Raw genomic sequence first — 12,714 nt, forward strand, 5'->3', positions numbered from 1 at the left:
ACGTATGTCACACAACACACAAGATTCTCGTTTTAAGGGGTTAACCGACCAGGAAGTTCTTCAAAATCGTCAAAAATATGGGATGAATCTGCTGACTCCTCCCAAACGTCCGTCAATCTGGAAACTGTATCTGGAGAAGTTTCAGGATCCGGTTATCAAAGTGCTGCTCGTTGCAGCCGCTTTTTCTCTGTTGATTTCAATCATTGAGAGTGAATATGCGGAGACAATCGGTATATTCTTTGCTATTTTCTTAGCGACCGGTATCGGGTTCTATTTTGAATATGATGCCAATAAGAAGTTTGATTTGCTGAATGCCGTAGGGGAGGAGACTCCGGTTATGGTGATTCGAAATGGAAAGGTGCATGAGATTCCTAAGAAAGATATTGTAGTAGGAGATGTAGTGATATTGAATACCGGTGATGAGATTCCGGCAGACGGGGTATTGCTGGAAGCAGTATCATTGCAGGTAAATGAATCAAGCCTGACCGGGGAATTGATGGTGAACAAAACAACGGATGAGGCTCATTTCGATGAAGAAGCTACTTATCCGTCTAATTCCGTAATGCGTGGAACGACAGTGACGGATGGTCACGGAGTAATGTGCGTAGAAAGAGTAGGGGATGCTACTGAAATTGGTAAGGTGGCTCGACAGGCTACAGAACAGAGTCAGGAACAGACTCCGTTGAATTTACAGTTGACCAAATTGGCCAATCTGATAGGGAAGGTGGGTTTTACAATTGCGACACTGACCTTCGTAATCTTTACAGCGAAAGATTTATATGTTCATTTAAATAATACAACTATTACCGACTGGCATCAGTGGCTTGAAATAGCACGCATCGTGTTGAAGTATTTTATGATGGCTGTCACCTTGATTGTAGTAGCGGTACCGGAAGGATTGCCTATGAGTGTGACCTTGAGTTTGGCATTGAATATGCGCCGTATGCTGAAAACGAACAACTTGGTTCGTAAGATGCATGCATGCGAAACAATGGGAGCCATTACGGTGATTTGTACGGATAAGACAGGTACACTGACACAGAACCTGATGCAGGTGTATGATGCCAAGTTGGATGAATCTCAGAAGAACCTGATAGCAGAGGGTATAGCAACTAACTCTACTGCTTTCCTGGAAGAGAAAGAGGGAGAAGGTAAGCCGTCCGGAGTAGGAAACCCCACGGAAGTGGCTCTCTTGCTTTGGTTGAATGAGCAGGGAATGGATTACATCTTATTGAGAAATCAGGCAAAGACGGTAAATCAGCTTACTTTCTCTACGGAAAGAAAATATATGGCTACGCTGGTCGACTCTTCTGTTTTGAACACACGTGTGCTTTATGTGAAGGGGGCTCCTGAGATTGTGATGGGAAAATGTAACCTGGAAGAAAGCCGGGTTAAGCAATATAATGAACAGCTTTTGGCTTACCAGAATCAGGCTATGCGTACATTGGGAGTGGCTTATAAGGTAATTCCTGAAAATAGCAGTACGGATTGTGCGGAACTGGTGAAGGAAGGCGGATTGACATTCATGGGAATTTTTGCAATCAGTGATCCGATTCGTTCGGATGTGCCTGATGCGGTGAAGAAATGCCAGTCGGCTGGTATCCGTGTGAAGATTGTAACGGGAGATACTCCGGGAACAGCAACTGAAATCGCACGACAAATCGGGCTGTGGACATCGGAAGATACGGAACGGAATCGCATTACCGGAGTGGAGTTTGCTGCCTTGAGCGATGAAGAAGCTTTGGAAAGAGTGGTCGATTTGAAGGTGATGAGCCGTGCACGTCCGATGGATAAGCAACGTCTGGTACAGTTGCTCCAGCAAAAAGGTGAAGTAGTAGCAGTGACTGGTGACGGAACAAATGACGCGCCGGCATTGAATCATGCGCAGGTGGGTTTGTCAATGGGAACGGGTACTTCTGTGGCGAAAGAGGCCAGTGATATTACGTTGTTGGATGACTCCTTCCATAGCATTGCTACTGCAGTGATGTGGGGACGTTCGTTGTATAAGAATATCCAGCGCTTTATTGTGTTCCAGCTGACCATCAATGTGGTAGCTTTGCTGAGCGTGTTGCTGGGTGCCTTTTTAGGTACGGAACTTCCGCTGACGGTTACTCAAATGCTGTGGGTGAACCTGATTATGGATACGTTTGCAGCGATGGCGTTGGCGTCTATTGCGCCGAGCATGGATGTAATGAATGAAAAACCTCGCAAGCGTACTGATTTTATCATATCTCCTGCCATGCGGAACAATATATTCGGTGTGGGTGCCGGATTCTTGATTGTACTGATGGGGCTGTTGGCTTTCTTTAAGAACATGCCTGGCGGTATGGATGTGCATCATCTGACTGTCTTCTTTACGATTTTTGTCATGCTGCAGTTCTGGAACCTGTTTAATGCCAGCGTATTTGGTACGAATCATTCTATCTTTAAAGATGCCGGTCATGCGATGGGTATGTTAGGAGTGGCATTGATTATTCTGGTTGGTCAGTTCATTATTGTTACTTTTGGTGGCAAGGTCTTCCGTACAGAGCCTTTGCCTGCATTGGAATGGGCTTATATTATAGCCGGTACTTCTGTGGTACTTTGGATTGGTGAGATTTGGCGAGGAGTTAAACGGATGATGAAAAAATGAACCGGATTAAAAATATTATATTTGATTTAGGCGGTGTGCTTCTTGATTTGGATGTACACCGTTGTTTAGAGCGTTTGGAGGGTATCGGGCTGCATGAAGTGCGTCAGTGGATGACTGGAACGAATGAAAAAGGTTTCTTTAAAGAATATGAGTGTGGCACATTGACCACGGAGCAGTTCCGGGACCGGATTCGCGAAGAGGTGGGTCGTGAACTTCCGGACGAGGAGATTGACCGGATATGGAACAGCATGTTAAAGGAAATTCCGGATTATAAGTTTGAATTATTGCTGAAGCTAAAGGAAAACTATAATTTATATTTGCTGAGCAATACGAATGACTTGCATTGGAAAGAGTGTGCAGGTAAGTTTATTTATAAAGGTATGCCGATGCTTGATTGCTTTACGCAGGTATTTCTTTCGTACCGGATGCATCTGGCAAAACCCGATGTGGAAATCTTTCAGACTGTGCTGAAAGAGGCAGGACTTAAAGCCGATGAAGTCTTGTTTATAGATGATTCTGAAGAGAATTGTCAGGCAGCTGCTAAGTTGGGAATCGGTGTGTGTCATTATGTACCAGGAGATAATCTGGAGGTACAGCTTCAAAAATTTATAGTGTAAGCAAATGAAAATAGTTACTGGCTCTACGGCCGCAAATCTTCCTGCATGTGTGGCAACCATAGGTTGTTTTGACGGTGTACATAGAGGACATCAATACCTGATAGAGCAGGTGCATAATATTGCGAAGGCGGGAGGACTTGCTTCTTGCCTGATAACTTTTGCTTCTCATCCTCGGCAGGTACTGGATACGGATTATCGTCCCCGGCTGCTGACATGCTTGTCTCAGAAAATAGAATGTTTTGAGCATTCTCCTATTGAATATTGTGTGCTACTTCCTTTTACGAAGGAATTGTCGTTGCTTTCTGCCCGTGAATTTATGAGGATTCTGCATGAGATGTATAATGTGCAGACTCTTTTTGTAGGATATGATCATCATTTTGGACATAATCAGGGAGAGGGGTTTGAGGAATACTGCCAATATGGAAAAGAATTAGGCATGCGTATGATGCAGTCAAGAGCTTTGGTAGAAGATGGTACTTCTATTAGTTCTACGTTGATTCGTTCATGTCTGCTTGCAGGAGATATAAAGAAAGCGAATGCTTATCTGGGTTACAGCTACTATTTAAGCGGAAGAGTGGTTGACGGAAAGAAAGTGGGGCGTACTTTAGGATTTCCTACAGCCAACATCCAGCCATTGTGTGCTGAAAAGCTTCTGCCGGCAACGGGAGTGTATGCGGTTTATGTATATATAGGGAAAGAACGCTACGCTGGAATGTTGAATATAGGAAGTTGCCCTACCGTGAACGAGAATGGACAGTCTGTGAGTGTGGAAGTCCATATATTGAATTTCCAGGGAGATATTTATCAGGAACTGATAAAAATTGAGTTTGTGGAGTATCTGCGCCCGGAAGTGAAATTTGAAAGTGTGGAAAAGCTTACATGGCAGTTGCGGCAGGATAAAGAGGTGGTGAAAAATCTTTTGCACCAAAAGGGATAAAGTTTTGGGCAGCATCTGATTTGTCTGTATCTTTGCAGCAAATTAGATAATTGAATTGAATGAAAACATTTGAAGAACTTGGCGTTTCACCGGAAATACGCAAGGCAATTGAGGAATTAGGGTATGAGAATCCTATGCCCGTGCAAGAAGAAGTAATACCGTATTTGTTGGGAAACGGCAATGATGTAGTGGCTCTGGCACAAACCGGAACCGGAAAAACAGCCGCATTTGGTCTGCCGCTGATTCAGAAAATTGATGTAAAAAATTGTGTACCACAGGCGTTGGTGCTTTGTCCGACACGTGAACTTTGCCTGCAAATAGCAGGTGACCTGACTGACTATTCGAAGTATATCACCGATTTAAAGATTCTTCCTGTGTATGGAGGTTCTTCCATAGATAGCCAGATTCGCAGTTTAAAGAGGGGAGTGCATATTATCGTAGCTACTCCCGGCCGCTTGATTGACTTGATGGAACGCAAGGTGGCTCAATTGGCTACAATCCGCGACGTGGTTATGGATGAAGCGGATGAGATGCTGAATATGGGCTTTACGGATAGTATCAATGCGATTCTTGAAAATATACCTCAAGACCGGAATACTTTGATGTTCTCTGCGACGATGAGTCCGGAAATTGCCCGTATTGCGAAGACTTATTTGCATGAGGCAAAGGAGATTACCGTCGGAACCAAGAATGAAGGAAGCAAGAACGTTAATCATGTGGCTTATATAGTACACGCAAAAGATAAATATCTGGCATTGAAACGTGTCGTTGATTTTTATCCTCAGATTTATGGTATCGTTTTTTGCCGTACGCGCAAGGAAACCCAGGAAATAGCCGATAAGCTTATACAGGATGGATATAATGCAGACTCGCTGCATGGCGAGTTGAGCCAGGCACAGCGTGACTTGGTGATGCAGAAGTTCCGTCAACGTCACTTGCAGTTACTGGTTGCAACGGATGTGGCTGCGAGAGGACTGGATGTGAATGACCTGACGCACGTAATTAATTACGGATTGCCTGATGATACTGAAAGTTATACGCATCGGAGTGGCCGTACAGGGCGTGCTGGAAAAACGGGAATTTCCATTGCAATTATCAATTTGCGGGAGAAGGGCCGTATGAAGGAGATTGAGCACATCATCAAAAAGAAGTTTGAAGTTAGTGTGCTCCCATCCGGACAGGAAATTTGTCAGCAGCAGTTGATAAAGGTGATTGATGATATAGAGAAAGTGAAAGTAAATGAAGAGGAGATAGAGACCTTCTTACCTGGCATTTACCGAAAACTTGATTGGCTGGATAAGGAAGATTTGATTAAGCGCGTGGTTTCATTGGAGTTTAATCGTTTCTTGGATTATTATAAAAATGCTCCTGAAATTGAGCAGCCTAAGGCTAATGAAAAGAAATCTGAGGCAAAGGAATCTCGTAAGGGAGATAAAGAGAAGGTAGGCCGTAAGGCTGAAAAAGGTTATACGCGTTTGTTCTTGAATTTAGGAAAAACAGACGGCTTTTATACCAATCAGATTATAGACCTGGTAAACCGTAATCTGAGAAAGGAGCGTATTCAGATTGGCCGTATTGACTTGATGCAGAATTTCTCATTTTTTGAGGTGATTCAAGAACAGGCTCCACAAGTGCTAAAGGCTTTGAACAAAGTCGTATTGAGCGGGGGGCGTAAGGTATGTGTAGAGATTGCCGGCGAGAATACCGGGAAAAGTGATAAGAGCGGAAAGAAAAAGAAAGTGGCGGCTGAAAAGAAAGCTGATAAACCTTCAAAGGTAGAGAAGGCGAAAAAGCCGAGCCGGGAGGAAAGAGGATATACCAGTCCTCGCGGTCCGAAAAAGAAAGATGACTGGAAGCAGTTCTTTCAGCAGGATAATCAACCGCTTCGGGGAGAAGAACCAGACTTTTCAGAAGAAGGTTGGGCTAAACGCAGCAAACGTAAAAAATAAATAAATAAAAAGCCGGAAGGGAATTGTTCCTTTCCGGCTTTTTATTTATTTGAAGATGCCTTCTGTTGTCATTTGTATACGTTTGATACTTCCGTCTTTCTGGTAAAAAAGCGGGTCAATACAGATGGATCTTCTGAATCCGCAGCCATCAGTATTTATGCTTCCGTTATGGTAGATGAAGTAGGATTTCCCTTTAAAATCGATGATGGCCTGATGGTTGGTATTGGAGTTTCCGGCTATTTCATTGAGGATGCCTTTATAGATCCAGGGCCCATTGATGTTCTTGCTCATGGCATAGCATATTTTTTCTGGGAATTCTGAAGCAAAAGACAGGTAGTACCAGTCTCCATGTTTGTGAACCCAAGGTGCTTCTGTGTATCTGGGAAGGTTGATGGGATGAATGGGGCCGTCCAGTTCTGTCATATTATCTTTTAGTTTTGCATAGTAACATTGTGTGTTTCCCCAAAAAAGATAAGCTTGACCGTCATCGTCGATAAAGACCGTCGGGTCTATATCATCCCATGCAATGGAAGTGTATTGGGTCGTCATGTCGTTGGTAATCAGTGCACTGCCGCGTGCATCTTTAAAAGGCCCTATGGGAGAGTCGGATACGGCAACTCCAATTGACTTCCCGGGAATAGTGGCATGTTCGACGGTGACATACCAGTAGAATTTCCCGTTATGTTCAATTACCTGACTGGCCCACGCTTCTCCTTTTGCCCACTTGAAATCGGTAGCTTTCAACGTATAGGCATGTTCGGTGAAGGTTTTCATGTCTCTGGTAGAGAAAATGCACCATTCGTTCATCAGATAATATTGCTGAGGTGCGGGACATTCATCGTGGCCGGCATAAATATATACTGTGCCGTCGTGGACTAATGCGGCTGGGTCACCCAGATATTTATAGGAAACCACCGGGTTTTGAGTCGCTACAAATGTAGTATCTTTTTGTGCGGCTTGTAGGATAGATGAATGTGTGGTAAAAATGGTGAGGGCAATAACCCCCAGGTTAATGAATGGATTTTTCATGATATATTAAATTTGAAAATGATTTTGATGCAAAGATAGCTGTCGTATGGGTCGGGAGGGTGGACAAAAGGTTTTTTAGATTGGATTATGGGTATGTGGGTTAGAAAAAGAATTGGATTTATTAGTTTACTCCAACTTTTTTCCTACATTTGCCGTATAAATTCATTAAACAGTTTAATCATTATGGAAAACGAAAACAAAAATCAGCTTCAGATAGAATTAAAAGAAGAAGTGGCACAGGGAACTTATGCGAATCTTGCAATTATTACTCATTCAAGCTCTGAATTTATTCTTGACTTTGTACGTGTAATGCCGGGTTTGCCGAAAGCAGGTGTTCAATCTCGTATTGTAATGACTCCGGAACATGCAAAGCGTCTGATGTTTGCATTGCAGGACAATGTGACTAAGTATGAGCAGAATTTTGGTCAGATTCGGATGCCGGAACAGCAGGCACAAGGCGGAAAAACTTTCGCTCCACCGTTGAGTGATTTCAAAGGAGAGGCTTAAAAAAATATAAATAGAGGACTCAAGAGGCTCATTTCCCGTTTTTTTCGGGGAATGAGCTTTTTTCTTTTTAAAAACAGTTTGTCTATTAAAAAGTTATTTGTAATTTTGCAGCCCGAAATGTAGTATTTCGACAAGGATTGTAGAAACAATAAGAAACAAATATATAACAATTAAAAATCAAACAAAATGCCTACTATTCAACAGTTAGTAAGAAAAGGAAGAACGGTTTTGGTTGATAAGAGTAAATCACCGGCATTGGATTCATGTCCTCAGAGACGTGGCGTTTGCGTACGTGTTTACACTACAACTCCGAAAAAACCGAACTCAGCAATGCGTAAAGTTGCTCGTGTGCGTCTGACAAACTCTAAGGAAGTGAACTCTTACATTCCGGGAGAAGGACATAACTTGCAGGAACACTCAATCGTTTTGGTTCGTGGTGGTCGTGTGAAAGACCTTCCGGGTGTACGTTATCACATCGTTCGTGGTACACTGGATACAGCAGGTGTAGCAGGCCGTACACAGAGACGTTCTAAATATGGCGCTAAGCGTCCGAAACCAGGACAAGCAGCTCCGGCAGGAAAAGGTAAGAAATAATCCTCGCTGAGTACAATCCTTATTAAGAAAAAAACTTTTATAAATTCGTTTTGGTTTGTTGGAAAAGCTTTAAGGTTGAGTAAATGCTTCGGAGGAAGCGTTGAAGTAGACAGAGATGCAGCCCCAAACTAAACACTATTATCAAACAAAATGAGAAAAGCAAAACCAAAAAAACGTGTGATCCTTCCGGATCCAGTATTTAATGATCAGAAGGTTTCTAAATTCGTAAACCATCTGATGTATGATGGAAAGAAGAACACTTCTTACGAAATCTTCTATAACGCACTGAAAACAGTTGAAACTAAGCTTCCGGGTGAAGAAACTTCAGCATTGGAAGTTTGGAAAAAAGCTCTTGATAACGTAACTCCTCAGTTGGAAGTAAAATCTCGCCGTATCGGTGGTGCTACTTTCCAGGTTCCTACCGAAATTCGTCCGGATCGTAAGGAGTCAATCTCTATGAAGAATCTGATTGCTTTTGCCCGTAAACGTGGTGGAAAGTCAATGGCTGATAAATTGGCTGCAGAAATCCTTGATGCATACAATGAACAGGGTGGTGCTTTCAAACGTAAGGAAGATATGCACCGTATGGCTGAAGCTAACCGTGCTTTCGCTCACTTCAGATTTTAATCTAGTTAATAACTTTAAGACGAATTAAAATGGCTAAACATGATTTGCATTTGACCCGTAACATCGGAATCATGGCGCACATCGATGCTGGTAAGACAACTACTTCTGAACGTATCTTGTTTTACACAGGTTTGACTCATAAGATTGGTGAGGTGCACGATGGTGCTGCTACCATGGACTGGATGGAACAGGAGCAGGAACGTGGTATTACTATTACTTCAGCTGCTACAACTACTTATTGGAAGTATGCTGGTAACAAGTATAAAATCAACTTGATTGACACTCCGGGACACGTGGACTTTACTGCAGAAGTAGAACGTTCACTCCGTGTGTTGGATGGCGCTGTGGCTACTTATTGTGCTGTAGGTGGTGTTGAACCTCAGTCAGAAACAGTATGGCGTCAGGCTGATAAATACAATGTTCCTCGTATCGGTTATGTTAACAAGATGGACCGTTCTGGAGCTGACTTCTTCGAAGTTGTTCGTCAGATGAAGGATGTATTGGGCGCTAATCCATGTCCGGTTGTAATTCCTATCGGTGCAGAAGAGTCTTTCAAAGGTGTAGTTGACCTGATTAAGATGAAAGCTATCTTGTGGCACGATGAAACTATGGGTGCTGACTATGATGTAGAAGAAATCCCTGCAAACTTGGTAGACGAAGCTCAGGAATGGAGAGATAAGATGCTCGAAAAAGTAGCTGAGTTTGATGAAGCTTTGATGGAGAAATATTTCGATGATCCTTCTACAATTACAGAGGAAGAAGTGATGCGTGCTTTGCGTGCAGGTACTTTGAAGATGGAAATCGTTCCGATGTTGTGTGGATCTTCATTCAAGAACAAAGGTGTGCAGACTTTGCTTGACTATGTATGTGCATTCTTACCTTCTCCGCTGGATACTCCGAACATCGTTGGTACTAACCCGAACACGGGTGCTGAAGAAGACCGTAAACCGGATGAAGACGAAAAGACTTCAGCTTTGGCATTTAAGATCGCTACTGACCCGTATGTAGGTCGTTTGACTTTCTTCCGTGTGTACTCAGGTAAAGTAGAAGCTGGTTCATATATTTACAACTCTCGTTCAGGAAAGAAGGAACGTGTATCTCGTTTGTTCCAGATGCACTCAAATAAGCAGAATCCTGTGGAAGTAATCAGCGCTGGTGATATTGGTGCTGGTGTAGGTTTCAAGGATATTCGCACTGGTGATACTCTTTGCGATGAAACTGCTCCGATCGTTCTTGAATCAATGGACTTCCCAGAACCGGTTATCGGTATCGCAGTAGAGCCTAAGACTCAGAAAGACCTTGATAAGTTGTCTAACGGTTTGGCTAAGTTGGCTGAAGAAGACCCGACATTTACTGTGAAGACTGACGAACAGACTGGACAGACAGTTATCTCTGGTATGGGTGAGCTTCACTTGGATATCATTATCGACCGTCTGAAACGTGAGTTCAAGGTTGAATGTAACCAAGGTCGTCCTCAGGTTAGCTACAAAGAAGCAATTACTAAGACTGTTGAATTGCGTGAAGTTTACAAGAAACAGTCTGGTGGTCGTGGTAAGTTTGCTGACATCATCGTTTCTGTAGGTCCAGTTGATGAAGACTTCAAACAGGGTGGTCTGCAGTTCATCGATGAAGTGAAGGGTGGTAACGTTCCTAAGGAATTCATTCCTTCAGTTCAGAAAGGTTTCTTGACTGCAATGAAGAACGGTGTATTGGCTGGTTATCCGCTTGATTCTTTGAAGGTCGTTTTGAAGGATGGTTCATTCCACCCGGTTGACTCTGACCAGTTGTCTTTCGAAATCTGTGCTATCCAGGCATACAAGAATGCTTGTGTGAAGGCAGGTCCGGTTCTGATGGAGCCGATCATGAAGCTGGAAGTTGTGACTCCGGAAGAAAACATGGGTGATGTAATCGGTGACTTGAACAGACGTCGTGGTCAGGTAGAAGGTATGGAAACAAGCCGTTCTGGTGCTCGTATCGTAAAAGCAATGGTTCCATTGGCTGAAATGTTCGGTTATGTAACTGCTTTGCGTACTATTACTTCAGGTCGTGCTACTTCTTCAATGACTTACGATCACCACGCTCAGGTTTCTAGCTCAATCGCTAAGACTGTACTGGAAGAAGTTAAAGGTCGCGTAGACTTGGTATAAAAAGAAATAGGATGGAAGTTGATGAGGACTAGCGAATGACTCTTAGTCCTCAAGCTTCCTTCCCAATATAAACAATTAATAATTTAATAAACAAATGAGTCAGAAAATCAGAATTAAACTGAAATCTTACGATCACAACTTGGTAGACAAGTCAGCAGAAAAGATTGTAAGAACTGTGAAGGCTACAGGTGCTATTGTAAGCGGTCCTATTCCATTGCCTACACACAAACGTATTTTTACTGTAAACCGTTCGACTTTCGTTAACAAGAAGTCACGTGAACAGTTTGAATTGTCTTCTTACAAGAGGCTGATTGACATCTACAGCTCAACTGCTAAGACAGTAGACGCTTTGATGAAATTGGAATTACCGAGTGGGGTAGAAGTAGAAATTAAAGTTTAATCAATTAAAAATTAACTGAAATGCCAGGATTATTAGGAAAGAAAATCGGAATGACATCCGTTTTCAGTGCTGATGGTAAGAATGTACCATGCACTGTTATCGAAGCTGGTCCTTGTGTAGTTACTCAGATTAAGAGTGTAGAAAAAGATGGCTATGCAGCTGTTCAGGTAGGTTTCCAGGACAAGAAGGAAAAGCACACTACTAAACCGTTGATGGGTCACTTTAAGAAAGCTGGAGTAACTCCAAAGAGACACTTGGCCGAGTTCAAAGATTTCTCAGAAGAATTGAATTTAGGTGACACTATCACTGTAGAATTGTTCAATGACACTGCTTATGTAGATGTTATTGGTACTTCTAAAGGAAAAGGTTTCCAGGGTGTTGTAAAACGTCATGGATTTGGCGGTGTAGGCCAGACTACTCATGGTCAGCACAACCGTGCCCGCAAACCGGGTTCTATCGGTGCTTGTTCTTACCCTGCTAAAGTATTCAAAGGAATGCGCATGGGCGGACAAATGGGTGGTGACAGGGTAACTACTCACAACTTACAGGTATTAAAAGTGATTCCTGAACACAACTTGCTGTTGATCAAAGGTTCTGTTCCGGGTTGCAAAGGTTCAATCGTAATAATTGAGAAATAATGGAAGTTAACGTATTAAATATTAAGGGTGAAGATACCGGCAAAAAGGTTGCTTTGAACGAAGCTATCTTCGGAATCACTCCAAATGATCACGCTATCTATCTGGATGTGAAGCAGTATATGGCTAATCAGCGCCAGGGTACTCACAAGTCTAAGGAAAGAAGCGAAATCAGTGGTTCTACTCGTAAATTGGGTCGTCAGAAAGGTGGCGGCGGTGCACGTCGTGGTGATATCAACTCTCCAGTATTGGTGGGTGGTGCTCGTGTTTTTGGTCCTAAACCTCGCGATTATTGGTTCAAACTGAACAAGAAAGTGAAAGTTTTGGCTCGTAAATCTGCATTGGCATACAAGGCACAGACTAACAACATCGTAGTAGTAGAAGACTTCACTTTCGAAGCTCCTAAGACTAAAGAATTTGTAAATGTTGTGAATAATCTCAAAGTGGCTGGTAAAAAGCTACTTATGGTTTTGCCGGAAGCAAATAAAAACGTATATTTGTCTGCTCGTAACTTAGAGCGTACAAATCTTGCAATTGCTTCTGCGCTGAATACATACTCTGTGTTGAACGCAGAAACTCTTGTTGTGACAGAAAGTGCTTTGAAAGCTATCGAGGAAACCTTAGTGAAATAATTAAAGGA

The 12,714-nt window shown here is 42.8% G+C and carries 12 protein-coding genes; 11 read left to right on the top strand and 1 reads right to left on the bottom strand.

All coding sequences use genetic code 11. From position 1 onward, the window contains the following. The first annotated feature begins 4 nt into the window (after positions 1 to 4). The 4 genes from DXD04_RS00960 to DXD04_RS00975 are packed head-to-tail and all read left to right on the top strand — an operon-like array spanning position 5 to position 6,135. Complete coding sequence (locus tag DXD04_RS00960; RefSeq protein WP_117670084.1) at positions 5 to 2,632, top strand: calcium-translocating P-type ATPase, PMCA-type; 2,628 nt, start codon at positions 5 to 7, stop codon at positions 2,630 to 2,632. Continuing rightward, entirely contained in the window at positions 2,629 to 3,249 is a 621-nt protein-coding gene (locus DXD04_RS00965) for an HAD family hydrolase (protein ID WP_117670086.1), read from the top strand. Before DXD04_RS00960 ends, DXD04_RS00965 begins: the two co-directional genes overlap by 4 nt. Before the next feature lie 4 nt (positions 3,250 to 3,253). Continuing rightward, entirely contained in the window at positions 3,254 to 4,186 is a 933-nt protein-coding gene (gene ribF, locus DXD04_RS00970; protein ID WP_117670088.1) for a riboflavin biosynthesis protein RibF, read from the top strand. A gap of 59 nt (positions 4,187 to 4,245) precedes the next feature. Next, entirely contained in the window at positions 4,246 to 6,135 is a 1,890-nt protein-coding gene (locus tag DXD04_RS00975) for a DEAD/DEAH box helicase (protein ID WP_117670090.1), read from the top strand. A gap of 45 nt (positions 6,136 to 6,180) precedes the next feature. Here DXD04_RS00975 and DXD04_RS00980 read toward each other — a convergent pair whose 3' ends face one another. Continuing rightward, complete coding sequence (locus DXD04_RS00980; protein WP_409034791.1) at positions 6,181 to 7,167, bottom strand: glycoside hydrolase family 43 protein; 987 nt, start codon at positions 7,165 to 7,167, stop codon at positions 6,181 to 6,183. A gap of 180 nt (positions 7,168 to 7,347) precedes the next feature. Between DXD04_RS00980 and DXD04_RS00985 the strand changes: the two genes are divergently transcribed. The 7 genes from DXD04_RS00985 to rplD all read left to right on the top strand — a co-directional run bounded on the left by DXD04_RS00985 (position 7,348) and on the right by rplD (position 12,706). Then, entirely contained in the window at positions 7,348 to 7,671 is a 324-nt protein-coding gene (locus tag DXD04_RS00985) for a DUF3467 domain-containing protein (protein ID WP_117670094.1), read from the top strand. A gap of 186 nt (positions 7,672 to 7,857) precedes the next feature. Beyond that, positions 7,858 to 8,265: a 30S ribosomal protein S12 gene (gene rpsL / locus DXD04_RS00990; protein WP_007559394.1), complete on the top strand. Its 408-nt coding sequence runs from the start codon at positions 7,858 to 7,860 to the stop codon at positions 8,263 to 8,265. Positions 8,266 to 8,415: 150 nt separating this feature from the next. Then, on the top strand, positions 8,416 to 8,892 hold the full coding sequence (gene rpsG, locus DXD04_RS00995) for a 30S ribosomal protein S7 (protein WP_007559393.1): 477 nt from the start codon (positions 8,416 to 8,418) through the stop codon (positions 8,890 to 8,892). 29 nt (positions 8,893 to 8,921) lie between these two features. After that, positions 8,922 to 11,039 carry an elongation factor G gene (fusA, locus tag DXD04_RS01000; RefSeq protein ID WP_117670096.1) on the top strand — a complete coding sequence of 706 codons (2,118 nt, stop codon included), beginning with the start codon at positions 8,922 to 8,924 and terminating at the stop codon, positions 11,037 to 11,039. 94 nt (positions 11,040 to 11,133) lie between these two features. Then, the gene (gene rpsJ, locus DXD04_RS01005; protein WP_002558075.1) at positions 11,134 to 11,439 is read left to right on the top strand and encodes a 30S ribosomal protein S10; all 306 of its coding nucleotides are present in this window, start codon (positions 11,134 to 11,136) and stop codon (positions 11,437 to 11,439) included. Between the two features lie 20 nt (positions 11,440 to 11,459). Further along, positions 11,460 to 12,077 carry a 50S ribosomal protein L3 gene (gene rplC, locus DXD04_RS01010; protein WP_007559391.1) on the top strand — a complete coding sequence of 206 codons (618 nt, stop codon included), beginning with the start codon at positions 11,460 to 11,462 and terminating at the stop codon, positions 12,075 to 12,077. After that, the gene (rplD, locus tag DXD04_RS01015) at positions 12,077 to 12,706 is read left to right on the top strand and encodes a 50S ribosomal protein L4 (protein ID WP_117670098.1); all 630 of its coding nucleotides are present in this window, start codon (positions 12,077 to 12,079) and stop codon (positions 12,704 to 12,706) included. Before rplC ends, rplD begins: the two co-directional genes overlap by 1 nt. Positions 12,707 to 12,714: the final 8 nt, after the last annotated feature.

The organism is Phocaeicola plebeius (assembly GCF_003437535.1).
Classification (GTDB): domain Bacteria; phylum Bacteroidota; class Bacteroidia; order Bacteroidales; family Bacteroidaceae; genus Phocaeicola; species Phocaeicola plebeius_A.